Here is a 24,856-nt window from a genome sequence, read left to right as displayed (position 1 = left end):
TGCAAAGGAACTTATTCACTTTAGTTTTGCGTGATTACATTGTAGAAAATCTTACCCATACTTGTGTTGCTTAGTACACATGAATGAAATTTTTTGTCAATGCGTAAGTCCTAGAGTTATCTGGAGCTAAAGTTAGTTCCTGTGGTGGATTAATTAGGGCAACTTTCACCTTGCCAAACACTTCTTTGTTAGCTTCTAACTTCTGTTGAAAAGCTGTAGCTAACTTCTGCTGGAAAACTGCTGTTGGTATTTTACTGTCGTTTGGGGCGAAGTTAGTCACGATTAGTTTTCCTTTAGCTGCCAGATATGGAGCTAATATCTCAGTATACCAACCACTTCCCGGCCATAATTCAACTACTGTCATGTCTGGTCGTAAGCCAAAGAATGACAAAGTTTGTGCAGGATGACGGTACTGATCCCTTTGTCGATTTTCGCTCTGGCGATGAGAGCTTGACAGTATAGTTTGGAGTGTTGTTGTGCCATCCCAATTAGCAGGCTTTCTGCTTTGGTTTGCTAGAACATTCGGGACGAAGGCAGATGACAACAATAATAAAGTTAGAGTCAGAGCTTTTAACAACCCAAGGCGGTACATACGGCTTTTCATCATATTTTTCTCCTTCGGGCTTTAGCATAAGGTGAATTTGAGCCACAATGCTGAGAAGTTTCTTTAAGCTCGGATTGCACCTTAGTATAGTTGAGACTGTAGTTCTTACTCACTTGCTCACTAATATCAGATTAGCGATCGCATTAAAGGCTGAAATATTGGTAAGCCTAAAATGGCATTTTTTCTGAGCATTTTAAGGCTATATCTCTAAGGTTGATACTCCCCATCCGCCGATGTGGTGGGGAGTATCAATCTCCATCAATCATCATACAAATATGATTGCAATTACTGAAATATATATTTTGTTTCCAAATCTTATCGCTCTTGAGTCTCTAATTAACGTGCGCCTCCATTGGAGACTCACGTTAATTACGAATTAGTAATGATGGCAATTTTTTTGTCTGTTGTCTTTCTAGACAAAATGGATGTCGCTGAGGCTGTAGCTAGTGGAAAAGATGGAAATGATATCAAAACGAGCAAATATAGAAGAGGATGTCAAATCACTCTGACTAGAAGCATCGTAGACACCATTGGCTTTCACAATCTGATTTGCAGTCGCAACTAATAGAGAATCATCGAAGGCTTTGCTGCTGTCTAATAGGAATGGACTGGCGATCGCAATATAATTACTGCCGAAGATATAACCGTCTAGCTTTTTGAGTTGGATTTGATCCTGACCAGTTTGAAAATCAGTAATCAAAGCAAAGTCATTCAAACCTGCAAAACCTCCACCACCTACATAGTAAGGATTTTTCGCATCTCCTAAGACGAATTTATCAGGATCTGCACCCCCGGTTAGGGTGTCTACTTCATTAATACCTGGTTGGAGACTGTTAGGATCAACGCCGATGATGGTATCTTTACCACCAAGACCAGAGATTTGATCATTGCCTCTACCACCAATCAATAAGTTGCTTTGGTTATTACCAACTATGGTGTCAGCTTGGGAAGTACCAGTGACGTTAACAAAGTTTTGAACATTAAAGTTCAGTGTTCCTAAGACTGGAACACCGTTAACGATGAGACTATTAGTAGAGAGATTGACGTTAAATGATGTGGTTGTACTAGTACCGGTAGAACCGTCAATGGTGTTAGCTTGACCTCTTGCACCGATGATAGTTTCAATATTGAGGATTTGATCTGTACCTGCTGCACCTTTATTGATAATACCAACCGCTTGTAAGGCGATCGCAGTACCTAAATTACTATAGTCGGCTGTATCAAGGTCAGTACCACCATCAAGGGTGTCGTTACCAGTACCGCCAATCAGGGTATCATTACCACCCTCGCCTTGTACGATATCGTTACCATCACCCAGTCGGGAAGTTGCAAGATTATTTTTACTCCCTCCACCAATTACATCATCACCAGCACCACCTTGTACGGTGTCATTACCGTTGCGTCCAAAAATTTCGTCGTTACCTTGACCACCAATTAGCAGGTTATTGTTGTCATCACCAATAATGCTATCGTTTTGTGCAGTACCGATAACATTCACAAATTTCTGCACCGTGAAATTCAATGTCCCAATGGTGGGAACTCCATTCACTATCAGACTGTTAGCCCGAAGATCAACGCTAACTGATGTAGTAGAACCTGTGGTGGTGGAAGCGTCTATTGTATTGACTTGTCCTTTTGCACCAATTATAGTTTCAATCCCATTGAGTGTGTCTGTTCCAACTCTGCCTTTTTGAACAATACCCGTTGCTTGTAAAGTAACAGCTTGACCTAGTTCACTGTAGTCAACAGTATCAGTTCCTGTATCCCCAACTATGAAATCATTGCCTAGACTACCAATGATTTGATCATCTCCTTGCAAAGCAACTATTAGATCGTCAAACACAGTACCAACGAGCCGATCATTAGATGGTGTGCCAATAATGGTGTTATACACGTCGCTATTTTTCCTTTAAATTTCAGTTGAGAAATACAAATATTTGTAAATCTTCTTTAAAATATCAGAATTAGGTTAACAATTTAATACGGATTCATTAAAAATAAAGCCCTGCAACAGAGTTTTTCTGATATTCTATATTTTTGATTTTCTAGCGATCGCTTCATCATTCCCACGGAAAATTAGATATAGCTCATACAGTTTCTTCTCAATTAATGAGCTATAAACTTTAACATCAAAATTTCTATAATCGTGTCAATTTATCTCTGATAAAAAAATATTCTGGTGTCAATTTGGTAACGCTATCAAGTTGGAAATGAATTCCGCAACAAGTCATTTGTTACAGAATTTAGCAGATTTAGAAACGACAAAATATAAGCTTGACGTGTTTTAGTTCATAATTATTCGCATAAGCTAATGTGCATTTAAACAGCTATGGAAGTCCACCTGGCGCTTCATACCGCACGTGTGGCTGCACTCACCGCCCACGCAAATGGCTCCCCTTGACTCTCTAGTAGACTGGAGAGTTTAGGATAAAATCAGCAATCATATCTGACTACAGGTTTGGTAAGTATGTTAGCCCAAACAGAAGCAAAACAAATTGGCGTAGTTGCCAAAGAAAGCGGCGTACCAATTAAAACTATCCGCTACTATGAAGAACTTGGTCTACTCACATCATCAGGAAGAACCGAGGGAGGATTTAGATTATTTAACTCTGATGTTTTGGCGCGACTACACTTTATTAAACGCGCTCAAAGTTTAGGACTAAGCCTGTCAGAAATCAAGGAATTCCTAAATGTCCACGATAGAGGACAGTTACCTTGCGAGCATATCAAAATTAAACTAGAAGATAAAGTAAAAGCTATTGATGAACAAATTCAGCAATTACTAATTTTGAGGCAAGAACTATCAGGATTACTGTCTGGCTGGGAAATCAAGCCTGATAATTCTCCTACGACTATTTGCCCAATTATTGAACATTAATTAGAGATTCTTTTCGTTGTAGATTTTAAAGTCTCCTATGCGTTAGAAAACTTTATATTTATTTAAGTGATTATACGGAAGATATTCTTGAGCCAAGACATAATCATTTGGTATGGTTATGCAACTAAATTATTAGTTACATAACTATACATCTTTTAAAATTTCTTTTTTATAAATTTAAAACATCATGAATAATTGTCCTTGCTGCTCTCATCAGCTTTTACGGCATATTCGCAGTCGTGAAGTTTACTTTTTTTGTCGAAAATGTTGGCAAGAAATGCCAATTTTAAAACAGAAATATCATCCAGAATTGTCGTCTAAATTGATTGATACACCGGAGGTTACGTACGTTCGATAGTGCATGAATCATTCAAAATAAAGAAATTGGGACTTAGGGAATCAGAACATTCTAAAACTAGCTACACCAAGCGATAGGCAAATGCAACCCACTCATTTAATCGCTCACAATCAACTAACTCTAAGCCTGCCTGGGTGAAAGCTGTGGTCACATTTTCTTCATGGTCAACGGTAAAGCCGGATGCAATCAATAGTCCCTGATGTGCATCTGTTTGACGTAAAGCATTCTGGAAATCATGAGCGAGAGCAACATGGACTCGCGCCAGGATATTGGCAACTATGAGGTCAAAGCTTTTTGCCGGCTTAATTGTTGGTACATGATCTATAGTTTCCTGGTTCATCCAATGTCCCAAATCACTACCAGATCCTAGACTCCCAGCCATGACTGTTACTTGCTGCTCAACGTCATTACACAGGACAGCATCCTGAGTTGCTTGCACAGCAAGACTATCGTTATCTAGCGCTAAAACAGTTGCACCTAATTTCGCCATTGCCACACTCAGAATACCTGAACCTGAACCCAAATCTAGGGTATTCATCCCAGGAAGGACATATTTCTCAATTAATTTGAGACTAAGAATGGTGGCTGGATGAAACCCGCTACCAAAAGAGAAGCTTTTATTCAGTCTCAAACTTACTTGGTCTGGTGTTTCTAATTGGTAAGGTACATCAGGAGGCAGCACGACAAAGCGTTTGCCAATGCGATGAATGACGGGCTTGAGTATATTTGCGTTAGTGAGTTTATCCTCAACTATATTGGTTTGAATTGCTGTAGCGATTCCAGTACGCTCTAAGGGGGAAAGCAGATGCAAAATTTTGTCTATACGTGTGCGTAAATAGGCATCACAAGCTAAGTATAAGTTAATCGTAAACGCCCAACTAGGATGGCTAGCATTGTCTGTGACTGATTCCGCTTGGTCAGTATATTCTGTGATGTAAACATCCTTAATATCAATAGTTTGAGCCACTAGCGTACAAACCCAGTCAACTCCTTCGTGTGTTGTATCTAGGCTCAATTCCATCCAAGACATACTGTCTTCCCTTAGCGTAACTGTTGACTGTTAAACCTCTGCATCGGTGAGAGTTTCTATCCCCCACTCAGACATTTTACTTTTTCTTTGTCACATTTTATTAAGAGCAGATTGACACATAAAAATCTAAAATAAGCGATGTTCCGACTGGAAACACCGCTTATGAGCTTTAGAAATAAAACCATTGTTCTCACAGGTGCATCGGCGGGAATTGGCCGAATGCTGGCAACTTCGTTGTCCCAACAGGGTGCAAATTTAGTCTTGGCTGCTCGCAATCCAGAAGCATTAGAACAGACAATAACTGCTTGCACAAACTATTCAGGGAAAGTGATTGCAGTACCGACAGATGTAACTCAAGCAGAAGCTTGCCAACAGTTGATAGAAAGAGCGATCGCCACGTTTGGGCAGATTGATATCTTAATTAATAATGCCGGCATTGGAATGCTAACCCGCTTTGATGAAGTGACAGATATCTCTATTTTTGAGCAGGTAATGCAAGTTAACTATCTGGGTGCGGTGTATTGTACTCATTATGCCCTACCTTACCTGAAAGCAAGCCAAGGACAATTAGTGGCTATTTCTTCAATTTGTGGCAAAACAGGTGTACCCACTCGTACAGGTTATGTTGCCAGTAAACACGCTATGCAAGGCTTTTTTGATACGTTGCGGATTGAATTGCACTCAACAGGGGTGGATGTATTGGTTGTCTCACCAGGGTTTGTGGCCACTGATATCCGACAACGAGCCTTGGGAGCAGATGGAAAACCATTAGGCAAAAGTCCCCGTGATGAAACTCAAGGCAATATGTCAGTAGACGAGTGTGTGCGTCAAATTATGTGGGCGATGGAGCGGCGTAAACGAGAACACATTATGACCTTGAAAGGAAAGGTAATCCCTTGGGCAAAGCTGATTGTACCAGGGTTTGTTGATCGTATTGTTGCTGCCACCATTCGCAAAACAACTTCCACCTGATAGTAGTATCAAACTAAACTCCACTGTTTTCCATGCTCTTTGTAGTGTTTTTAAACGCTGAGGGGCGCTAAGGAAGGCGCAGAAGTAAGGCGGAGTTTTCATTCACGAAAATATTAATAGTAGACTTTTTTTGATACTATAAAAACTCTGACTCGTTATTTAACGATAGACGTATGAGCAAAGGCACCCTGTTTGATAAAGTTTGGGACTTACACACTGTTGGTACACTTCCTTCAGGGCTAACACAGCTATTTATTGGGTTGCACCTAGTCCATGAGGTTACTAGTCCACAAGCCTTTGCTATGTTACGGGAACGAGGTTTAAAGGTACTATTTCCTGAGAGGACTGTGGCTACTGTAGATCACATTGTACCTACAGAGAATCAGGCGCGTCCCTTTGTCGATCGCTTGGCGGAGGAAATGATCCAAGCGCTAGAGCAGAATTGTCAAGAAAATAACATTACTTTTTATAACATTGGTTCTGGCAATCAAGGTATAGTTCATGTGATTGCGCCAGAACTGGGACTGACACAACCGGGAATGACGATCGCTTGTGGTGATAGCCACACTTCAAGTCATGGGGCTTTTGGGGCGATCGCTTTTGGTATCGGTACTAGCCAAGTGCGGGACATTCTCGCCTCCCAAACCCTATCTTTGTCTAAACTCAAAGTCCGTAAAATTGAAGTTAACGGCGCACTCAACCCTGGGGTTTATGCCAAAGATGTCATCCTGCATATCATCCGCACCTTGGGAGTGAAAGGTGGTGTAGGTTATGCCTACGAATATGCGGGTACAACCTTTGAGCAAATGAATATGGAAGAACGGATGACTGTCTGCAATATGGCCATTGAGGGTGGTGCTAGATGCGGTTATGTCAATCCTGATCAAGTTACCTACGATTATCTCCAAGGTAGAGACTTTGCCCCCCAAGGCGCTGACTGGGAAAAAGCCGTGGCTTGGTGGGAATCCATCAAGAGTGATGCTGATGCTGAATACGATGATGTAATAGTATTCAACGCTGCGGATATTCCCCCGACTGTTACTTGGGGAATTACCCCTGGTCAAGGTATTGGTGTGAATCAGTTGATTCCTCAGCCAGAAGAACTATTAGAAGAAGACCGCTTTGTAGCTGAAGAAGCATACCGTTACATGGATCTATATCCCGGTCAACCGATTAAGGGAACCAAAATTGATGTTTGCTTTATCGGTAGCTGCACTAACGGACGACTCAGTGACCTGCAAGAAGCTGCGAAAATTGCCAAAGGTCGCCGTGTCGCCGCAGGAGTTAAGGCTTTTGTGGTTCCTGGTTCCGAACGAGTGAAAAAAGCTGCCGAAGCTGAAGGTTTAGATAAAATCTTTGAAGCAGCAGGCTTTGAATGGCGCGAACCTGGATGTTCTATGTGTCTAGCCATGAACCCCGACAAGCTGGAAGGTAGACAAATTAGCGCTTCCTCCTCCAACCGCAACTTTAAAGGAAGACAAGGATCAGCCTCCGGTCGCACTTTGTTAATGAGTCCGGCGATGGTTGCTACGGCGGCGATTCAGGGTGAAGTTGCGGATGTGCGGGAGTTGTTGTAGGGGTGTAGGGGGATGAATTAATTCAAAATAAAAAAAAGCTCATTACTCATTACTCCTTACTCATTACAGGCAATTATTTGACGCGATGTGCAACTTATTCTTGAAACCCCTCTCCATAGAGCGTACAGCGCTTCTCGTAGAGTACCTCTCCCCTGCAAGGAGAAAGGCTTTAATTCTTGCTCCCCTTCCCTTGTAGGGAAGGGGTTGGGGGTTAGGTTTGAAAAAAAGTTGCACACGGCGTTATTTAGTTAAAAATTACAATTATGGTCAGTTTCGTAGGGTGCGTCAGTGCCATAGAACCTAACTATACTCAGAAATTGTTCATACTGACGCACCCTACATTTTGAATATTTTTTGATCTGGAAGTCCCTTAGTTAAAAATTACAATCATGGTCAGTGAAGTTAAAGAAGTTACAGGGCGTGGTATACCTTTAGTGGGTAATGATATTGATACCGATCGCATTATTCCGGCTCGTTATCTCAAAGCCATTACTTTTGATGGGTTACGTGAAGGCGCGTTTATTGATGACCGCACAGCTTTGAAAGGAGAGCATCCTTTTGACCAACCGCAGTATCAAGACGCAAATATCCTCATAGTTAACCGCAACTTTGGCTGTGGTTCTTCACGGGAACACGCACCGCAAGCCCTTTCTAAATGGGGGATTCAAGCGGTGATTGGTGAAAGCTTTGCGGAAATTTTCTTCGGTAATTGCGTAGCTATAGGTGTACCTTGTGTCACTGCTGATGAAGCGATCGTTAAACAATTGCAAGAGTTAGTAGCCGCGAATCCTCAAGCAAATGTCAGCATCAATTTAGAAACCTTACAAGTGCAAGTTGGTGATTTCACCGCGCCAGTCTCCATTAGTGAAGGAACCAGAAGCACCTTTATTACTGGTGCTTGGGATGCTTGCGGTCAGTTAGTGGCGAACACCGAGCAAGTCCGGGTAACAGCTGCTAAGTTACCTTATGTGAGTTGGGGTAAACTGGCTGCGGGTTAGGCTCCAGAAATTTTGGTAAATCGGCGTAAATAATTGTCCTGATAATATGGCGTAAACACAGCCATATTATCAGGTGCGATCGCCTCCGCAGGAAAAGGCTACAACGAATATTCCCTTAATAAAGGCAGCCTTCAAAATAGAACGAAGGCTACTTTATACAGATATTATTTCTCATTTAAGAAAATTATCCGGGTGTAAATTTTTAGTCAATTTTCAGAATATCGCTAAAAGATTTATATGCCACAGCTATCTTCCCGTGATGTTGATTTAACAATTGATTTCTCTGCTAAAAAAATTACGCAACGTTTAATTATTATTATTTTATGTCTTGCCCTAACTGGCACTATCAGCGCTTATTTTCTAGTTTCCAATTTCCCATTTCCAAGCTCAAAATGGTTTTACAAACTCTTTAGCCTTGATGAGGAGTTAAATATTCCTGCTTGGTATTCATCATTCATGTTATTATTTTCTTCGGGATTGTTGGCTGTAATTGCTACTAGCAAAAAGATAGATAAATATTCTATTTATTGGAAAAATCTATCTTTAATATTTCTCTTTCTCAGTCTAGATGAAGCATTTAGCTTTCACGAAATATTGATTATTCCATCACTACGAGAAGCATTCAATTTCAGCCCAATATTTTTTCAGACCTGGGTTATATTTGGAATACCTGCGGTTATATTTTTTATATTTAAATATTTTAATTTTTTCCTGAATTTACCCAAAAAAACTCAATATTTATTTCTCCTTGCTGCAACTTTTTATATAAGCGGAACCTTGGGTATGGAAATGGTAGGAGGGCTTTTAAGAGAATATTTTGGTCGGCTTGGTACAATAACCATAATTGGCATAGTGATTGAGGAATTCCTAGAAATGACTGGAATTGTAACTTTTATCTATGGGTTGCTAACTTACTTAGGCAGTTTGCAAGAAACTATTAATCTAAAAATTCATATATCTGAAAAGTAGGTTCAAACTTAAGGGGTTTCCCAATAGATATATTCAATATTTGTGTAAGAGGTTATTTATAAAGTAAAAAAAAGGATAAGCAAAACTGCTTATCCCAAAAAAACACTTAATTAACTAACATCAAGTTCCACTAGTCCAAGAATTGATGTATTCAATTTGCTCAGGAGTCAAAGTATCGATGTAAATACCCATTGCTTGCAACTTCAAGCGAGCAATTTCTTGATCAACTTCAACAGGAATCGAGTGTAAACCAGGTGCTAACTTACCTTTATTTTTTACCAGGTATTCACAAGCTAAAGCTTGGTTAGCAAAACTCATATCCATAACTGCGCTTGGGTGTCCTTCAGCCGCAGCTAGGTTAATCAAACGTCCTTGTCCGAGAACGACGACGGATTTACCGTTTGTCAATTTATATTCTTCGGTGAAAGGACGAACTTCCTTGATTTCCTTAGCGTTAGCAGCCAAGTATTTTAAATCAAGTTCCAAATCAAAGTGACCAGAGTTACAAACGATCGCACCGTCTTTCATTACATCGAAGTGTTCACCCCGAACGACGTGCTTGTTACCAGTCACAGTGATAAAGATATCACCTTGGGGTGCAGCTTCCGCCATTGGTAGGACGCGGAAACCATCCATAACGGCTTCAATTGCCTTGATGGGGTCGATTTCGGTAACGATGACGTTTGCACCCATACCACGGGCGCGCAGGGCTGTACCTTTACCACACCAGCCGTAACCGACAACAACAACGTTCTTACCAGCTAACAAAATATTTGTAGCGCGGATAATCCCGTCTAAGGTAGATTGACCAGTACCATAGCGGTTATCAAAGAAGTGCTTGGTGTCTGCGTCGTTAACGTTGACGGCGGGGAAGGTGAGAACGCCATCTTTGAACATGGCGCGTAAACGGACAATACCGGTGGTAGTTTCTTCAGTGGTACCAATCAAATCAGCGATTTGATGTTGGCGTTCTTGTACCAAAGTTGCCACTACATCACTACCATCATCAATGATGATATTGGGGCGATGATCTAAAGCTATTTGGACGTGGCGATTGTAGGTGGCGTTATCTTCGCCTTTTTGAGCAAATACTGGGATTTCGTGATCCAAGACGAGGCTAGCAGCTACGTCATCTTGAGTTGATAAAGGGTTACTAGCAATCAATACAGCGTCTGCACCACCAGCTTTTAAGGCGATCGCCAAATGTGCTGTTTCTGTGGTGATGTGGGCGCAAGCCACAAGGCGAAGTCCAGCAAAGGGTTTTTCTTGGGCAAAGCGATCGCGGATTTGCCGCAATACCGGCATTTCCCGTCCAGCCCATTCAATACGCTGTCTTCCCAAGGGAGCGAGGGCGAGGTCTTTAACCTCGTGCTTTAATCGGGGAGAAGTTGCGGTCATCAAAAGTTCCTCAAAAAGTAAAAAAAGCTACGTACATACTTTACGCACTTTATTCAATTATTCCACGACTAATAATTTTTGGGGGTAATTACCAAAAACCTAGTCAATGGTTCTCTGGACTAGCTTGACGTTTACCATGCTTAATGTCAACGTTATGTCCAGCTTTTTCCTTTTAACTTTATTTTTGGTAAAAGTATTATCAATGCTTTGCTTAATTAGATCCATGAGTAGATGAACTTAATTGTCATCCATCTAAAGATATAAAAAATCCAAATTTTCAGAACGCTTAAAAGCAGAAACTCAACTTTAGATAGGTACAATTACTGATGCTCATTGTGGAGGATAGCTAAGGAAACTGTCAAAATTACGAATTATCAGGAGGTGTTGGAGTGCTATTTCACATTTTGGCGATCGCTGGGTCAATGGCTATCACCGTTGTCTCTATGCCAAAAGCTACAGCCCAGATACCGTTTTTACCACAACTACCAAGTAGTATCAGCAACGAATCAGATAGTAGAATTGTATCGGACTGGGTGTATTTGGATGGTCGCCGTTTATTTCAGATAGCAGCAACCAAAACCAATCTTGCAGAACGTAGAGACAATATTGAGCAGAATTTGCAAGAAATCACTCAAGATTATGTGCGTTCATCTGCCACAGAAGCAGATATCCAAGTCCGCACACTCAACGGATTACCAGTAATTTACGTCAATGATCGCTACTTAATGACCATTACTTCCCAGGATGCTAATTTGGGAGAGGGAGATGCGTTTACATTAGCCGAAAGTATTAAAGAGTCGTTAAAGCAAGACTTACAACGAGCCAGACGAGAACGGCAAACTCAATTTATTATCGACCAAGCGAAAATTGCAGGAGCGATCGCCTTGGCTATGATTATCGCCAGTTGGGGTACAACACACTGGCAACGCCGCGCCTTGAGGCATGGTGTACAATCGAATGTTCCCTCACCACCAGTTGCCAAACAGATTACAACTCAATTAAATCAACAGCAACATCAACATCTGCAAGAAGTCAAAAGACGGCTGTTTCAATTCACCCAGGCGGGAATTTGGGGAAGTGGAAATTTGATCATCTTGGGTTTATTTCCCTACACCCGCAGCTTTCAAGTAGCTATTCTCACAGCAGCCCAGATTCCTTTACGATTAGCTGTGGTAGGAGTAGGAACTTATGTAGCGATTCGTTTGACCTATGCGCTAATTGACCGCTTTACTACCACTCTCATCAGTAGTGGTGCTTTACTAACGCCTGAAGCCTCAGAACGGATGCAACTGCGTGTTTCTACATTTTCCGGTGTTACCAAAAGTATTGCCACTATCGTCTGTGTGGGAGTGGGAATTTTGATGGCGCTGGTAGCCTTGGGTATAGATATTGTGCCTTTACTAGCTGGTGCAAGTTTAATCGGTGTGGCTGTGTCCTTGGCTTCCCAAAACTTAATTAAAGATGCGATTAATGGCTTTTTGATTATCCTAGAAGACCAGTATGCTTTGGGTGACGTGATTAATGTCGGCAATGTTGGCGGCTTGGTCGAAAATCTCAATTTGCGAATGACTCAGGTACGCGACTCCGAAGGGCGCTTAATTACAATTCCCAACAGTGAAATTAAAATTGTCGCCAATCTCTCTAGTCGCTGGTCAAGAGCCGATTTAACCATTCCTGTAGATTATCAGGCTGATATTGACCAAGCCTTAAAGTTGATTAGGGATGTAGCTTTAAAAATGGATCAAGACCCCCTTTGGCAAAGACAAATTATCGAAACACCGCAAGTATTGGGAATCGATAACTTTGGCGATCGCGGTTTGATTATTCGCGTCTGGATTAAAACACAACCCCTCAAACAATGGGATGTAGCCAGAGAATACCGCCGCCGCCTGAAAATTGCCTTCGACAAAGCCGGTATTTTTATTCCTGTACCTCAACAAGCCATCTGGGTAAACGAAAATCAGCTACCGCATCCTCAGGAGAACGGTAAGGCTAGCTAATAATGAGGACTGGGGACTGGGATTGGGTTGAGCGATAGCGAAACCCAACAAAGTGGCAAGAATGTTGGGTTACTCTACGAGAAGGCTGCGCCTACGTTCCTCAACCCAACCCTAAAACTTGTCATCATAGTACAATAGTACTATAATAGATATGTAGCGTCCAAAAAGCCTAGTGCAGTGTAATATGATCAAGCACTACATTCTTAACTTAAATCCAACTGCCAAGCACGAATGGGATCGTTGCATTTTACGTGATCCACTGACTGCGAAACGTCCAGAATTTGCCAAATTAATCGCCGAAGCAGTTGGTGCTGATACAGGTAGTTATTTGGTGAGTGTAAATATTGAAATTCAGGTTTTAGAAGAAGCTGCTGTACCTCAAGCTGAACAACTCTCGCTACCGTTTCCAGAGGTAACTATTTCAACATCCATGAGAGAGGCGGCTTAGTAGTTCACCAACCCAAAATTGCTAGGCTAAGGTAAGCAGGGGAGCAGGGAAGCAGAGGAGCAGGGGAAGCAGGGGGAGAAGGAGATTTTTTGTTTCTAATTAAACTTGCAAAGTTAGCTTGACGGACTAGTACACAGATACCCGACTTCTTAAAGAAGTCGGGTATCTAGGGAAAAGTATTTTTTGAGGAAGATTTTTTTGATGATGCCATTAAATCATTATCCATCGGCGATCGCTCAAGCAGCCCAAAGAGTGAATGAAGTAGACTCACAGTTGATGGCTGTACAGCAACAAATTAACCGCTTTGAAGGTAACGCAGATCGTGTCGCTGCTTTTGAGATGGACTTAAAAAACGATGCTCAACGCCGGGCGCGTCGTTTTGAAGTCCTGCTGGTGAATCAGGAATATCAAAAGGCGATGGACACACTCATGCAGCTAACTGGAGAGAAAGCCAATGCGATCGCTCACTTAGAATATCTGCGTAACCAATTCAGTGTAGCTAAACTAGAAGCCAGATTGAAAATTGCCCAACAACTCACAGATTTTGAGTCACGAGAATTGGTAGGCTTGTAGTCAACAGTCAACAGTCAACAGTCAACAGTCAACAGTCAATAGTTGTAGACTACTAATCCTCTGCGTGACAGGGATGATCACCAGTTAAATAATTTTCTAGCAGAGAAGCGATCGCCTCTGGATGGATTTTCTTGTATTTTTTCTTACCCAACATGAGAACACAGTTAGGGGCGCTGCTACAGCGTTTTTGACAACCAGTGTGTTCTATAGTCACCTTGTCGAGTAAACCGCGATCGCACAAAGTTTTTTCTAATTCCGACAATAATCCATCACCACCGCGTTTAACACAACCAGATTTTTGGCACACCATAATTTTAGCTGGTGGTGGTGATGGTAAACTTTGATCCGGGTTAGAAGTAAATGGTATTACTTGATAAGCTTTCAGTTTAATTGTGCCTGTATATCTGTTTAACTTACAGGTTCCATAAATATTAATCGGTTCACCTATTTCTAAAGATGAACTCAAACAACCACGTAATTTTTTCGGTAGTTTAACTAACACATCACCGGAGGGAACTGCCAAACTTAAATATTTAATTTTTCTGGGTTTCTTACCAGCAAAGCCCAAAAAATTACCCTCAAGATTAAACTCTGATAACGTCAGAAATTTGTCACCCATGATTAGTTACTCAAAATAAAATTACGAGCATGGTTGAGTTATAGATTCCCGAATTTTCAAAGAAATCGGGAATCTAGATTTTCATGTGGCTGAAAAAATCACGAACTATTTATTCTAGTTTTTTAGCTTCTAATGTTTTGGGTAAATTAGCTACATCTGGTATTTCCCGAAATTCTAATTCCCAACCATTAGCCAGAGTCAGAATTTTACCTCCAGCACCATCTGTTTGTTTGACTACTACTTCTTCTAAATCTTTTTTAGGAACATAGACCGTTAAGTTACCGGCATCATTCACTCTTAACATCACTTTCATGGTTTTCCTCGGCAGATTCTAGTTCTTTTTCTCGACAACCAACGATGATTCCTTTTTCCAAAAAATGCACGGCATAAATATAGGAACGTTGTAAGAAAGTACCTATACTAGATACGTAACCAATTTCTCCTTTTTTCGCTAAGATTTCCCCAAGGTCTCTGCCTGGAAATGTGCCATCGTTTTTAATTTGTTTACGAAGTCTGACTTTTTCGCCGATCTCATAAACGGGTTCTGACTCTAACTCGTTTTCATCGCGCTGCATGAGAATACCTCTGTTCTTTGACCAAGTTCAACAGTTCTTCTGTAGTCAAACTGCGTTTTTTCTTAACTGACTGTTGGCGCACTGCATCTAAAACAGACTGGGTTTCTTCTGGGTTCAAAAAAATCCCGTGCTGTTCTAGCAAGTTGGAGACTGAATGTCTGCCAGAATGCTTACCTACGACTAAGCGGCGTTCCCAACCGACCTCTTCAGGTGCGAATGGTTCATAGGTATCAGGATTTTGCAGTACACCATGTGCATGAATACCTGATTCGTGAGCAAAGGTATTTTCACCAACGATCGCCTTCCAAGGTGGTACGTTAGCACCAGAGGCGGCTGCTACCAGTTGGGACAATTCCAACAAACGGGGCGTGTCAATCCCCATATCTACGCCATAGATGCGTTTGATAGCCATGACGACTTCTTCTAAGGCGGCGTTACCTGCTCTTTCACCCAACCCAATCACGGTAGTATTGACAGATGTAGCTCCAGCTTTAATTCCTGCGAGAGCGTTAGCTGTCGCCATACCAAAATCATTGTGAGTATGGACTTCTACGGGAATTGTTAAAGCTGAGACAAGTAGCTTCACTTTTCCGTAGGTGGTGAAAGGATCGAGGACTCCTACGGTGTCACAGAAGCGGAATCGAGATGCACCCCATTCTTGAGCGTATAGTGCTACATCCAAGAGGAAGTTTTCATCAGCTCTAGAGGAATCTTCCCCCCCGACTGCTACCCAAAGACCTTGATCAACTGCGAAGCTGATACAATCTTTGAGTCTTTGCAGACTTACCCGCCATTGTCCGTGGAATTTTGCGGCGATTTGAATCCCGGAAACGGGGATTGCAATATGCACCCGCTCCATCCCGCAAGCAACAGAAGCTTTGATATCTGAGATTACGGCGCGGTTCCACGCCAGGAGTTTAGCTTTTAAACCCAAGTTAGAAATGGCGCAAATTGCCCGCATTTCTTCCTCACCCATCGCCGGAATCCCCACTTCTAATTCGGGTACGCCGATGGTATCGAGAAATTTAGCGATCGCCACTTTCTCTTCTAAGGTAAAAACAACACCTGCGGCTTGTTCGCCATCACGTAATGTAGTGTCATTAATGAGAACTTTATTCATCTCAAGCGTCCCTCTTAGGAATTTTCTTAATATTCTTTTTAGGTTGAGAGTTTTTTTCTGCAATCACTAGTAGTGATAAATCCCTGTTTTTCACCTTGCAGGAAGAATGGTAAATGCTATAAACTCTCGTCTTTAATAATTCATCTTCATGATTTCTAAATATTAACTAAACAATAACAATATATCTGTATGACAGAGAACTAAATTTATGTATCATTTAAGAATAATTTTGTAAAAAATACGCGAATCTTCATAATTAATAATCAAGAGACATAGATATTAGCAAATAAGCGAAATAATCTACAATACTCCCTGATACATAAAAAATCTTTTCGGCATTTTATATCTATAGATAAATACTATTAAATATCATTTAAAGTTGATAACTATATTACTTTCTAGAAGAAAATATATCTAAATTTCGTTATATAACCAATCTAAAATTTGCTCTAGCTGCTCTAAGTTGACTAGCCCATATTGCCAGAGGAGCATCGGTAGAGGCCCATTATCAAACTCTCTGTATTTCAATGCCAAAGCCATATCTTTCTCGGATAGCTCAAGTTCATTATATAAAAAATTGAATAATTCTATATCTTTGTTGTCAGTAGTGATCATCATATATGCAAATAGATAATGGAGAAAATTTGGGAAATCATGAAATTGTGGTTTTTGGTGAACTGATTTTTTTCATAATCAATGGTGTCAGGACAATTAACTGATGTATATTCGTGAAAATCATCGTTGCATCATAATTTAGTCCTGAGACTCAATTGATTAAATATTTGAGAATAGATGAAAAAACATATGACTTTTGCTAATGATGGTTGCAATGCCAGCAACGCTCTAGCCAGTCTATTAATTCTTGACGAGGAGCTAGAAATTGCATCACAGTACTGCGGACTAAAATTGCAGTCAGCCAACTATTTATTTGCACCCGTAACGAACCGTCGGTATGACAGGAACAAGGGATCATCAACTCTTGCAATCGGTGATAAATCTGCCAGCGATCGCACAACGGTATCTGCAACACTTGAGAACTACAAGGTGGTAACATAATTACTTATCTTTCGTCAACAGTTCTGATTCCTTTGCCTGATTTGCCAGGGTTTGCAGTTTTTGTTCCAGTTGTTCGATGCGTGTCAGCAAAGAACGAATCACATCTGCTTCCACATCAGGTAACTTTCCATGTTCCAGGGGCGAGAGATTAGTCTTAGGCTTGTGGGTGATAATCCGCCCAGGAATGCCCACAACTGTGCAATCATCAGGAACATCGCGCAACACAACCGAACCAGCGCCAATCCGCACGCGATCGCCAATTTGAATATTCCCCAACACCTTCGCCCCCGAACCCACAACCACATGATTTCCAACGGTGGGATGACGCTTACCACTTTCCTTCCCAGTACCGCCCAGAGTCACCCCTTGATAAATTAGGGCATAATCTCCCACAATCGCCGTTTCACCAATGACAACGCCCATCCCGTGGTCGATAAACACACCTTTACCAATCACTGCACCTGGGTGAATCTCAATTCCTGTGAGAAACCTAGCCAAGTGAGAAATTAAGCGTGGGAAGAAAACCACCCCACGACGGTGCAACCAATGAGCAAAACGGTGCAAACAAATCGCGTGCAGTCCAGGGTAACAGAATATTACCTCCAACCAATTACGCGCCGCCGGGTCGCGTTCAAAAATAATCAGAAAATCACTCAACAATGGCTCTAGAAAAACGCCAGAGAGTAGATTTTTCACCAAGGATGTATGTGTTGAATCAGGTGGATTCTCGATACCGTCTAAGGATTGTTGCATCAGTACTATCTGGTTAAAAGAGCCGTGTGCTATTTTCCTGCTTATATCAGATTGCTCCAAAGCAGACAGTACATTAAATGCCGATTGGATTTATTGGATTAATTAAGCTTGTACTCAACCGCTACAAACCGGAATTTCAATAAACTTAAAAATTCTCTTGGGATATAGGTACTAGTATTTTGTGTGCAGGGTACTAGTATTTTTAGACGAGGGGTTCAGAATTTTTGTACTCGCTACAAATAACTTAATATGTAAGACTTTGATACGATTTGAGCCTGATATTTTGCAATATATTAAGCTGTACTCAGCTACCCTGGAATATACAGTAGACAGGACTATAAATAAATTTTCTGTATTCCCAGTCACTATAACTATCTTATAATTTTGGCACTTAAAAAACCAAATTCTTCATTTTATTTATAGATCCCCGACTTCTCTAAGAAGTCGGGGATCTAAAGAGGGGATCTCAAGTCGGGTAAAAAGTTCTAAACAATTTGGATGTCAGCATTTGTCAAGAAACCAGCAGGTTTGTTCTCAAGAGTTGCAAATTGCTGGGCGTTAAAGAATAAACCACCTGTATTCTGGTCAAAGCTGAACTGATCAGTCGAAGTTGCACCAAAACTAGAGCCGAGAATTTGAATCTTATCTCCTTGTTGCCAAGAAAAGTCTTTGATCACATCAATTCCTTCAGAAAGAGAGTTAAAGACAAATTTATCAGCCCCAAGTCCACCTGTGAGGGTGTCAGCACCAAGCCCGCCGACTAAAGTATCATTGCCAGCGCCACCAGTAATCGTGTCGTTACCGCCACCGCCGAAGATGAATGACGAATTGCTTGATGCAGTCAGTACATTATTAGCAGTAGTACCTGTGACAACTGCATAAGTTTCGCCTTGTGCAAAGTTGATGACTTCTACACCCCTGAGAATATCAGTACCGTCATTTCCATTGGTAAAGTTCTTGTCAATGATTTGCAAATCACCATTACTCAGGAAAGAGATACCATAATCCGCATAATTTCCCCCATAAATGGCAGTATCAACACCAGCACCACCAATCAAAGTATCGTTGCCAGCGCCACCAATTAATCTATCATCCCCAGTGCTACCATCCAGGGTATCATTACCGGTTGCACCATTTATAGTGTCGTTACCGCCACCACCAAAGATGAATGACGAGTTGTTTGGTGCAGTCAATACATCATTACCAGCAGTACCCGTGACCACTGCGACAGAAGTCCCATTTTGTAGAAAGTCGATGACTTCTACACCCCGGAGGATGTCAGTACCTTCATTACCATTGGTGAGGTTATTGTCAATGACTTGCAAATCACCATTGCTCAGGAAAGAGATACCATAATCTGCATAATTACCGTTATAAACAACGTTGTCATAGCCAAGACCACCATCGAGAGTATCGTTACCAGCGCCACCATAAAAGCCATCATTACCGCCTCCACCTTTGAGAATGTCATTACCAGTAACGCCTTGGAGAATATCTGCGTAATTCGTCCCGGTGATTTCAAATTTTTCAATATTGGTGTAATTAAGTATGCCCGTGCCAGTCAAGCGACTGAAAATCTGATTTACTCCAAAAGGACTGACATGAATACCAGCACCATTGTCATACTTGCTGTAGTCTGCCCGCAGAGTGTCAGTACCTGCGCCACCATTAATATTACCCTCTGTATCGATCAAAATATCGTCACCATCACCACCATTGAGGGTATCGTAACCAGTGCCACCATCAAGGGTATCGTTGCCAGCACCACCACTCAGTTCATCATTGCCAGCACCACCTCTGAGAACGTCATTGCCAACGCCGCCTTGGAGAACATCTGCGTATTTTGTCCCGGTAATCTCAAACTTTTCAATATTGCTGTAACCAAGTATGCCATTACCAGTCAAGCGGCTGAAAATCTGAGTTTGTCCTAAATAACCGACGTGAACACCAGCACCATTATCTAACTGACTATAGTCTGCCCGGAGAGTATCAGTACCTGCACCGCCATCGATATTACCCTCTGTATCGATCAAAATATCATCACCATCACCGCCTTTGAGGATATCGAAACCAGTGCCGCCATCAAGGGTATCATTACCAGCACCACCACTCAGTTCATCATTACCAGCTCCACCTCTAAGGATGTCATTGCTAATACCGCCTTGGAGAATATCTGCGTATTTTGTCCCGGTAATCTCAAACTTTTCAATATTGCTGTAACCAAGTATGCCAGTACCAGTCAAGCGACTGAAAATCTGAGCTTGTCCTAAATAACCGACATGAACACCAGCACCATTGTCATACCTGCTGTAGTCTGCCCGGAGAGTATCAGTACCCGCACCGCCATCGATATTACCCTCTGTATCAATTAAAATATCATCACCATCACCGCCTTTGAGGATATCGAAACCAGCCCCACCATTGATGGTATCTTTACCTTCGTTACCTTCAATTGTGTCGTTTTGACTTCCACCAGTTAGGATGTCATCTCCTCCCATGCCGGAGATTGTCCAGGCTAGACCGTCATTAGGTGCTGCGAAGATATTTTTGTTATTGTCGCCAGTGTAGTTAGGCATTGTCATTTCTCCTGTAATTTTTCAAATTCAACTGATAACCCAAGCGAGGTAATCAGCCTCGTTGTCAATGTGTAATGGAGTTTGGCGTTAGCTTTTGAACTCCTTGCTGAGTTACACGTTGAGGTTTTTGGGTTTATGCAGTGTTTTGAAAAATAAAAGAGAAAAAATTTCCTGGTTCAGCCGCACCTACAGTCAAGTTGCTGGTTCATCCAAGTTAAGGCGATCGCTTCATCGGTTTCTGCTGCCCGTTCTACTGCTGTTTTAGCAACTTCCAGTATTATTCATTCACTATGGAAAATATCGATATATTTCCTTGCGATGTAATACACGAACAAAGGTAATCATATTTTCGTCTTCAGCAAAGCCAATTCGATAGTCACCAACTCGAATACGGTAGTAATTCCCATCTGCTTTAAGTTTTTTGATGTTGCTGATTTCCGAGAGACTTTCAGCCGTTTCCACTTGTTCTATGACAGTTTTAATTTTCAGGAGTAAGTCTGCATCTTGAATCTTACCCAGATCCTTTTCAAAGCTTTTTCTAAACTCGACCTTCACGATTTCGGCTCCAAAAGTTGAAAGATGGAGTCGCGGCTAACTAGTTCCGTGGTTTCACCTTCTGCGATCGCACGTTCCATTGCTATATCTTCAATAATTTCTGCCAAAAATTCCGAGACTTCCTCACGGTTATCACGAATCAATTCGACGATCGCGCTTTTCAATATTTCCTTGAGTTGTTCTGGGTTTAGGGTAATCTCAGACATTATGCCTCCATTAAATTAAGTCACTTCATCAGTCTCTATCGCCCGTTATACTGCTGTTTTAGCAATTTCTACTATGGCTCAAATTCAACACTTTCATAGATATCTGCTAAACGAATTTCAAAGGGAATCGATGAGAGTGAAATATACGATTCTGGATCGTCATATTCAGTAAAGATCCATTTGTGAGAGTCTGTTTTAGAGTATTGCTCAACATGAGCAGTATATTGATCAATTAATAAATATTCTTGAAATGTGGGAATGGTACGATACGCTGAAAATTTTTCATCCCTATCGTAGCTTTTGGTTGATTTTGAAAGCACTTCGGCGATCATCACTGGGTTAGTAATCGTATCAGTTCGTCCCGGTTGACGTTCAAGTGGGCGGGGGACAACCATGACATCCGGGTAGGTATAAAGCTTGCGTTCAGGAATCCAAAGCCGTTGATCCGCTACAAAAATACTGTAGGGTTTACCTTTCAAACTGACTCTTAAGGCGGCATTAAGAATACTGGCAATTTCATTATGTTCGGGAGTACCGCCAGTCATAGGGATTATTTCTCCATTGATATACTCATGCCGAATATCTGAATTTACCTCGAAATCGAGATACTCTTCGGTTGTATGGATTTTCTTTGCTTCAGCCTGCATCATCACGTTAGTCTTACCCCCAAGGCTTCAAGTTGCTGGTTTATACAAGTCGTTGCTGTTGCTTCATCATTTTCAATCGCCCGTTCTACTCCTGTTTTTGCAATTTCTAGCAGTTGTTTAGATTTTAGTTTTAATGTTGAGTTTTGGCTTTTTTAGCTCTACAAGTATGTAGACTGTGTTAGGACGGTCTTTGTCCATCACCACGATGTCTGCCCGTTTCACTTCTCGCCTAAAGTTCACCCCATACTCAACCTGAATACGACTGAGGGGATAGTGTAAACGATCGCGCAAAACCCGCAAATATAGTTGCCGAATTGCCTCCTCTGGCGTTAGCTTAATCGCCTTTTGGCGCACCAAACAAACGGTATAAATTTTTTTTAATTGTCTAATAGCGATCGCACTTAAAGCCTTAAAGCCAATTTCCCAATAATACATAAGATGCCCAATGTATAGGATGCCTATAATCGGGGTCTTTTAATAGGAAGAGTTGGGCTTGGCGCAGTGCTTCTGCCTTTGTTACCTGCTTAGTTGCTAACTCTTTATAAAATTGACCAATGAGACGAGCGCCAGATTCATCGTCTAAACTCCAAAGGGAAGCTAGGGTACTGCGCGCGCCTGCTTGAATGGCTACCCCAGCTAGTCCTAAAGCGGCTCGTTTGTCTCCGTCGGCGGTTTCACAAGCACTGAGAACAAGTAATTCTATCGGCTCAGGTCTATTTTGGTTTCTGTTATACAGTAAGTCTTTTAATTCATTAACTTTGACTGGTTTATCCCAAGCCAGGACAAAAGTTTCATCAACATTGGAACTAAATTGACCGTGTGTTGCTAAATGCACGATGGAAAACGGTAGAGAGTCTATCTGCTGTTGTAAGGCTGCACTGGTAAAGGTTTGATTCAGGAGGACTTGACTAGGTACTTCTGATTCAATTGCTTTTAATTCATCACCCACATTGGGGAGGGAATTAAATCCGTGGCGTGCTTCTGTCAGTCCTGCAACTAAGGTTTTGAGTTGACTTTGGCGCAAAGGCCGGGGGCCTAATAACTCCAATCCAGGTGTGAGTGCCACACTGTATTTTTCAATTAAATACTGTTTGCCGTCAAATAAAGCTGCCATTGGCACGTTCCGCAAAGAACCATCTAAGACAAACACTAATGTTTGTACTTGAGTTTGAGACAGTTGTGTTTCTAGTGGCCGAATCAACCAGTCATAAACTTTTGCAGATAAAACTTTTCCCTCTGGTGTGGTGAAAGGCTTTTCTAAATTTTGTCTGAGTTGGTCTAGAACTTCTTCGATTTCACGTTGACTTATTTTGGTGGCGTAGTGGCGTAGGGTCTGCTGGGGTAAACTGACAATTACTTCTAACCTGTCTGGCAGAATAATTGGATAAATGATTGCGGCTTCTGACTGTTGAATCTGCTCAATTGGGACTATTTGACCTTGGAGACAAGCAGAGCGAAAAAAGTTGTCAAGTTCGGCTAGTTGTAGTGATTCGATGACTTGCCTAGCTTGTTTGAGTTGCTGCTGACTAGGTTCTGAGTTTTCACCAGGATTCAATAGTAATTCTACATATTCACGATATACAGGCTCGACAGTTTCACGAAAAGAAAATTGAATATCACTGTTAATTGCTACCAAATCACTCCGCAGAGATTTCAAGGTGGTGAAGGCTACCTCATAGGCGGATGTTGCAGGCTTGATTGCGCCTTGGGCTTTTAATATACGTCCTAATTGCCATTGCCACTGATAGGCTATTTCTGGGGCATTAATGGCTTGCGCCAGTTGCAAAGCCTGTTGAGTTAATTCTTGAGCGTTTGACCACTGTTGAGTTTGTTCATAGAGTCCAGCGAGATAACCTAAAGCATAGGATTCAGCTTGGCGATCGCTCAAGTTTTGGGCTTGTTTAATGGCTGTGGCTAGTAGTTTAGCAGATTCGTCTACTCCCTCACTAGTCAATTTCATCAAACTTTTTGCCAAGTTAATGCTGGCGTAAATCGTTTGACGACTGGGAGATAAGTTAGTCAACTTGGGCTGAATTTGTTTCCCTAGATTTTCAGCTTCCTTGCCTTGTCCAGTTGCTATTAATATGTTCAGTTGATTGATTTGTGCTTGAATCTGCGTTAAGGTAACAGTCGTATTTGCCGCCGCTTGTTCATAATATGTTAATGCCGCTTTTTTATCGCCTTGGGCATCAGCTGTATTACCCAAGCTGAGTAAGGTTGGACTTAGTTCTGATTTTGATACGCTACCTTTACTAATCATCTCCAAACTTTGCTGCAAAACCCTGCGAGAATCGTCTAGAGCGCCTACCAATCTGAAGATATTTCCCAGACTACGCAGCCCTGTAATTTGCAATTGTTGATTTGGCTGTTGTTGTAGTCCTTGTTCCACTCCAGCTAGAGTTTTACGAGCTTGGAGGTAAAGCCCTAAAGCTTGTTGGGCCTGGGCTTGATTAATTAAGCTGCCAATTTTACCCTGTACATTTCCTGCTGTAGTATATATTGCTGTCGCCTGTTGCCAAGTGTTGAGGGCTTGTTCGGCTTTACCTTGAGCTAGTTGCCAACTTCCTTGAGTATTAAGAGCTTGAGCGAGGATGAGTTTGGCTTGTGGAGTTGTCTGTTTTGATTGTTGTATGAGATTAAGGCTAGAGTTAATTGTCTCATTTGCCTGTTGCCACTGTCCCAATTCTTGATAAGCCAGGGAAAGGTAATTTAACAACATTGCCTGGGACAATATATTGGTTTCGGCTTTCAGTGCAGCTCGCCAAACATCCACAGCTTGGGTATATTGTTCTGCTTGGTATAGTTCTCTGCCTTGTTGAATTAGTTGGGGAGTGGAGAGTGGGGATGATTGAGAAATTGAAGCTTGGACTTGATGCCATTGGGGTATAAGAGTAAAGCCCATACCTAGTAAGGCACAAAGCAGAAAAGTAAAAACTCGCCGCAT

25 protein-coding genes are annotated in these 24,856 nt (G+C 41.6%); 8 read left to right on the top strand and 17 right to left on the bottom strand.

Annotated features, from left to right (window positions below; genetic code table 11):
• Positions 1-70: 70 nt before the first annotated feature.
• Together H6G14_RS22925 and H6G14_RS22920 are read right to left on the bottom strand one after the other, a co-directional pair.
• On the bottom strand, positions 71-607 hold the full coding sequence (locus H6G14_RS22925) for a hypothetical protein (RefSeq protein WP_242053512.1): 537 nt from the start codon (positions 605-607) through the stop codon (positions 71-73).
• Positions 608-1,016: 409 nt separating this feature from the next.
• Entirely contained in the window at positions 1,017-2,498 is a 1,482-nt protein-coding gene (locus tag H6G14_RS22920) for a calcium-binding protein (RefSeq protein WP_190569937.1), read from the bottom strand.
• 573 nt (positions 2,499-3,071) lie between these two features.
• Here H6G14_RS22920 and H6G14_RS22915 point away from each other — a divergent pair.
• On the top strand, positions 3,072-3,482 hold the full coding sequence (locus H6G14_RS22915; RefSeq protein ID WP_190569935.1) for a heavy metal-responsive transcriptional regulator: 411 nt from the start codon (positions 3,072-3,074) through the stop codon (positions 3,480-3,482).
• 419 nt (positions 3,483-3,901) lie between these two features.
• Here H6G14_RS22915 and H6G14_RS22910 read toward each other — a convergent pair whose 3' ends face one another.
• Positions 3,902-4,870, bottom strand: a complete 969-nt coding sequence (locus tag H6G14_RS22910; protein ID WP_190569933.1) for a 50S ribosomal protein L11 methyltransferase — start codon at positions 4,868-4,870, stop codon at positions 3,902-3,904.
• Positions 4,871-5,032: 162 nt separating this feature from the next.
• Here H6G14_RS22910 and H6G14_RS22905 point away from each other — a divergent pair, with 162 nt between their 5' ends.
• The 4 genes from H6G14_RS22905 to H6G14_RS22890 all read left to right on the top strand — a co-directional run bounded on the left by H6G14_RS22905 (position 5,033) and on the right by H6G14_RS22890 (position 9,386).
• Positions 5,033-5,842, top strand: a complete 810-nt coding sequence (locus H6G14_RS22905) for an SDR family oxidoreductase (RefSeq protein WP_190569931.1) — start codon at positions 5,033-5,035, stop codon at positions 5,840-5,842.
• Positions 5,843-6,015: 173 nt separating this feature from the next.
• Entirely contained in the window at positions 6,016-7,419 is a 1,404-nt protein-coding gene (gene leuC / locus H6G14_RS22900; protein WP_190569929.1) for a 3-isopropylmalate dehydratase large subunit, read from the top strand.
• A gap of 389 nt (positions 7,420-7,808) precedes the next feature.
• Positions 7,809-8,417, top strand: coding sequence for a 3-isopropylmalate dehydratase small subunit (leuD, locus tag H6G14_RS22895; RefSeq protein WP_190569928.1), 609 nt, complete (start codon positions 7,809-7,811; stop codon positions 8,415-8,417).
• A gap of 237 nt (positions 8,418-8,654) precedes the next feature.
• Positions 8,655-9,386, top strand: a complete 732-nt coding sequence (locus tag H6G14_RS22890; protein ID WP_190569926.1) for a hypothetical protein — start codon at positions 8,655-8,657, stop codon at positions 9,384-9,386.
• A gap of 120 nt (positions 9,387-9,506) precedes the next feature.
• Here H6G14_RS22890 and ahcY read toward each other — a convergent pair whose 3' ends face one another.
• Entirely contained in the window at positions 9,507-10,784 is a 1,278-nt protein-coding gene (gene ahcY / locus H6G14_RS22885) for an adenosylhomocysteinase (protein WP_190569924.1), read from the bottom strand.
• A 389-nt stretch (positions 10,785-11,173) separates the two neighbouring features.
• Between ahcY and H6G14_RS22880 the strand changes: the two genes are divergently transcribed.
• The 3 genes from H6G14_RS22880 to H6G14_RS22870 all read left to right on the top strand — a co-directional run bounded on the left by H6G14_RS22880 (position 11,174) and on the right by H6G14_RS22870 (position 13,805).
• Positions 11,174-12,784 carry a mechanosensitive ion channel family protein gene (locus H6G14_RS22880; protein ID WP_190569922.1) on the top strand — a complete coding sequence of 537 codons (1,611 nt, stop codon included), beginning with the start codon at positions 11,174-11,176 and terminating at the stop codon, positions 12,782-12,784.
• Between the two features lie 184 nt (positions 12,785-12,968).
• Positions 12,969-13,232: a hypothetical protein gene (locus H6G14_RS22875; RefSeq protein ID WP_190569920.1), complete on the top strand. Its 264-nt coding sequence runs from the start codon at positions 12,969-12,971 to the stop codon at positions 13,230-13,232.
• 201 nt (positions 13,233-13,433) lie between these two features.
• Positions 13,434-13,805, top strand: a complete 372-nt coding sequence (locus tag H6G14_RS22870; protein WP_190569919.1) for a hypothetical protein — start codon at positions 13,434-13,436, stop codon at positions 13,803-13,805.
• A gap of 52 nt (positions 13,806-13,857) precedes the next feature.
• Here H6G14_RS22870 and H6G14_RS22865 read toward each other — a convergent pair whose 3' ends face one another.
• The 13 genes from H6G14_RS22865 to H6G14_RS22805 all read right to left on the bottom strand — a co-directional run bounded on the left by H6G14_RS22865 (position 13,858) and on the right by H6G14_RS22805 (position 24,856).
• The gene (locus H6G14_RS22865) at positions 13,858-14,424 is read right to left on the bottom strand and encodes a (2Fe-2S) ferredoxin domain-containing protein (protein ID WP_190569917.1); all 567 of its coding nucleotides are present in this window, start codon (positions 14,422-14,424) and stop codon (positions 13,858-13,860) included.
• Positions 14,425-14,533: 109 nt separating this feature from the next.
• The gene (nifT, locus tag H6G14_RS22860; protein WP_010995581.1) at positions 14,534-14,737 is read right to left on the bottom strand and encodes a putative nitrogen fixation protein NifT; all 204 of its coding nucleotides are present in this window, start codon (positions 14,735-14,737) and stop codon (positions 14,534-14,536) included.
• Positions 14,712-14,999: a nitrogen fixation protein NifZ gene (locus H6G14_RS22855; protein WP_010995580.1), complete on the bottom strand. Its 288-nt coding sequence runs from the start codon at positions 14,997-14,999 to the stop codon at positions 14,712-14,714. The genes nifT and H6G14_RS22855 overlap by 26 nt, the downstream gene beginning before the upstream one ends.
• The gene (nifV, locus tag H6G14_RS22850) at positions 14,986-16,119 is read right to left on the bottom strand and encodes a homocitrate synthase (RefSeq protein ID WP_190569915.1); all 1,134 of its coding nucleotides are present in this window, start codon (positions 16,117-16,119) and stop codon (positions 14,986-14,988) included. Before nifV ends, H6G14_RS22855 begins: the two co-directional genes overlap by 14 nt.
• A 414-nt stretch (positions 16,120-16,533) precedes the next feature.
• Entirely contained in the window at positions 16,534-16,737 is a 204-nt protein-coding gene (locus H6G14_RS22845) for a DUF2949 domain-containing protein (protein WP_190569913.1), read from the bottom strand.
• Positions 16,738-16,933: 196 nt separating this feature from the next.
• Complete coding sequence (locus H6G14_RS22840; protein WP_190569911.1) at positions 16,934-17,173, bottom strand: Asr1405/Asl0597 family protein; 240 nt, start codon at positions 17,171-17,173, stop codon at positions 16,934-16,936.
• 2 nt (positions 17,174-17,175) lie between these two features.
• A complete protein-coding gene (gene cysE / locus H6G14_RS22835) occupies positions 17,176-17,928 on the bottom strand; it encodes a serine O-acetyltransferase (protein WP_190569909.1) in 753 nt (250 codons plus the stop codon).
• A 485-nt stretch (positions 17,929-18,413) separates the two neighbouring features.
• Entirely contained in the window at positions 18,414-20,504 is a 2,091-nt protein-coding gene (locus H6G14_RS22830; protein ID WP_190569907.1) for a calcium-binding protein, read from the bottom strand.
• 288 nt (positions 20,505-20,792) lie between these two features.
• Complete coding sequence (locus tag H6G14_RS22825; protein ID WP_190569904.1) at positions 20,793-21,059, bottom strand: type II toxin-antitoxin system mRNA interferase toxin, RelE/StbE family; 267 nt, start codon at positions 21,057-21,059, stop codon at positions 20,793-20,795.
• Positions 21,056-21,265 carry a hypothetical protein gene (locus H6G14_RS22820; RefSeq protein WP_086691464.1) on the bottom strand — a complete coding sequence of 70 codons (210 nt, stop codon included), beginning with the start codon at positions 21,263-21,265 and terminating at the stop codon, positions 21,056-21,058. Before H6G14_RS22820 ends, H6G14_RS22825 begins: the two co-directional genes overlap by 4 nt.
• Before the next feature lie 71 nt (positions 21,266-21,336).
• Positions 21,337-21,915, bottom strand: a complete 579-nt coding sequence (locus tag H6G14_RS22815; protein WP_199326256.1) for a Uma2 family endonuclease — start codon at positions 21,913-21,915, stop codon at positions 21,337-21,339.
• Between the two features lie 114 nt (positions 21,916-22,029).
• Positions 22,030-22,347 (bottom strand): type I restriction enzyme HsdR N-terminal domain-containing protein, encoded by a 318-nt coding sequence (locus tag H6G14_RS22810; protein WP_190569902.1) that lies wholly within the window; start codon positions 22,345-22,347, stop codon positions 22,030-22,032.
• On the bottom strand, positions 22,322-24,856 hold the full coding sequence (locus H6G14_RS22805) for a CHAT domain-containing protein (RefSeq protein WP_190569900.1): 2,535 nt from the start codon (positions 24,854-24,856) through the stop codon (positions 22,322-22,324). Before H6G14_RS22805 ends, H6G14_RS22810 begins: the two co-directional genes overlap by 26 nt.

It is taken from the genome of Nostoc parmelioides FACHB-3921, from assembly GCF_014696625.1.
In the GTDB taxonomy this organism is placed as follows: Bacteria; Cyanobacteriota; Cyanobacteriia; order Cyanobacteriales; family Nostocaceae; genus Trichormus; species Trichormus parmelioides.
This window is presented reverse-complemented; position numbering and strand designations above follow the sequence as displayed.

Excerpts from the sequence above, each read along its gene's own strand:
- H6G14_RS22925 (WP_242053512.1), bottom strand. The coding sequence starts at position 607 with ATGATGAAAAGCCGTATGTACCGCCTTGGGTTGTTAAAAGCTCTGACT.
- H6G14_RS22915 (WP_190569935.1), top strand. The coding sequence starts at position 3,072 with ATGTTAGCCCAAACAGAAGCAAAACAAATTGGCGTAGTTGCCAAAGAA.
- H6G14_RS22910 (WP_190569933.1), bottom strand. The coding sequence starts at position 4,870 with ATGTCTTGGATGGAATTGAGCCTAGATACAACACACGAAGGAGTTGAC.
- H6G14_RS22905 (WP_190569931.1), top strand. The coding sequence starts at position 5,033 with ATGAGCTTTAGAAATAAAACCATTGTTCTCACAGGTGCATCGGCGGGA.
- leuC (WP_190569929.1), top strand. The coding sequence starts at position 6,016 with ATGAGCAAAGGCACCCTGTTTGATAAAGTTTGGGACTTACACACTGTT.
- leuD (WP_190569928.1), top strand. The coding sequence starts at position 7,809 with ATGGTCAGTGAAGTTAAAGAAGTTACAGGGCGTGGTATACCTTTAGTG.
- H6G14_RS22890 (WP_190569926.1), top strand. The coding sequence starts at position 8,655 with ATGCCACAGCTATCTTCCCGTGATGTTGATTTAACAATTGATTTCTCT.
- ahcY (WP_190569924.1), bottom strand. The coding sequence starts at position 10,784 with ATGACCGCAACTTCTCCCCGATTAAAGCACGAGGTTAAAGACCTCGCC.
- H6G14_RS22875 (WP_190569920.1), top strand. The coding sequence starts at position 12,969 with ATGATCAAGCACTACATTCTTAACTTAAATCCAACTGCCAAGCACGAA.
- H6G14_RS22870 (WP_190569919.1), top strand. The coding sequence starts at position 13,434 with ATGATGCCATTAAATCATTATCCATCGGCGATCGCTCAAGCAGCCCAA.
- H6G14_RS22865 (WP_190569917.1), bottom strand. The coding sequence starts at position 14,424 with ATGGGTGACAAATTTCTGACGTTATCAGAGTTTAATCTTGAGGGTAAT.
- nifT (WP_010995581.1), bottom strand. The coding sequence starts at position 14,737 with ATGAAAGTGATGTTAAGAGTGAATGATGCCGGTAACTTAACGGTCTAT.
- H6G14_RS22855 (WP_010995580.1), bottom strand. The coding sequence starts at position 14,999 with ATGCAGCGCGATGAAAACGAGTTAGAGTCAGAACCCGTTTATGAGATC.
- nifV (WP_190569915.1), bottom strand. The coding sequence starts at position 16,119 with ATGAATAAAGTTCTCATTAATGACACTACATTACGTGATGGCGAACAA.
- H6G14_RS22845 (WP_190569913.1), bottom strand. The coding sequence starts at position 16,737 with ATGATGATCACTACTGACAACAAAGATATAGAATTATTCAATTTTTTA.
- H6G14_RS22840 (WP_190569911.1), bottom strand. The coding sequence starts at position 17,173 with ATGTTACCACCTTGTAGTTCTCAAGTGTTGCAGATACCGTTGTGCGAT.
- cysE (WP_190569909.1), bottom strand. The coding sequence starts at position 17,928 with ATGCAACAATCCTTAGACGGTATCGAGAATCCACCTGATTCAACACAT.
- H6G14_RS22830 (WP_190569907.1), bottom strand. The coding sequence starts at position 20,504 with ATGCCTAACTACACTGGCGACAATAACAAAAATATCTTCGCAGCACCT.
- H6G14_RS22820 (WP_086691464.1), bottom strand. The coding sequence starts at position 21,265 with ATGTCTGAGATTACCCTAAACCCAGAACAACTCAAGGAAATATTGAAA.
- H6G14_RS22815 (WP_199326256.1), bottom strand. The coding sequence starts at position 21,915 with ATGATGCAGGCTGAAGCAAAGAAAATCCATACAACCGAAGAGTATCTC.
- H6G14_RS22810 (WP_190569902.1), bottom strand. The coding sequence starts at position 22,347 with ATGTATTATTGGGAAATTGGCTTTAAGGCTTTAAGTGCGATCGCTATT.
- H6G14_RS22805 (WP_190569900.1), bottom strand. The coding sequence starts at position 24,856 with ATGCGGCGAGTTTTTACTTTTCTGCTTTGTGCCTTACTAGGTATGGGC.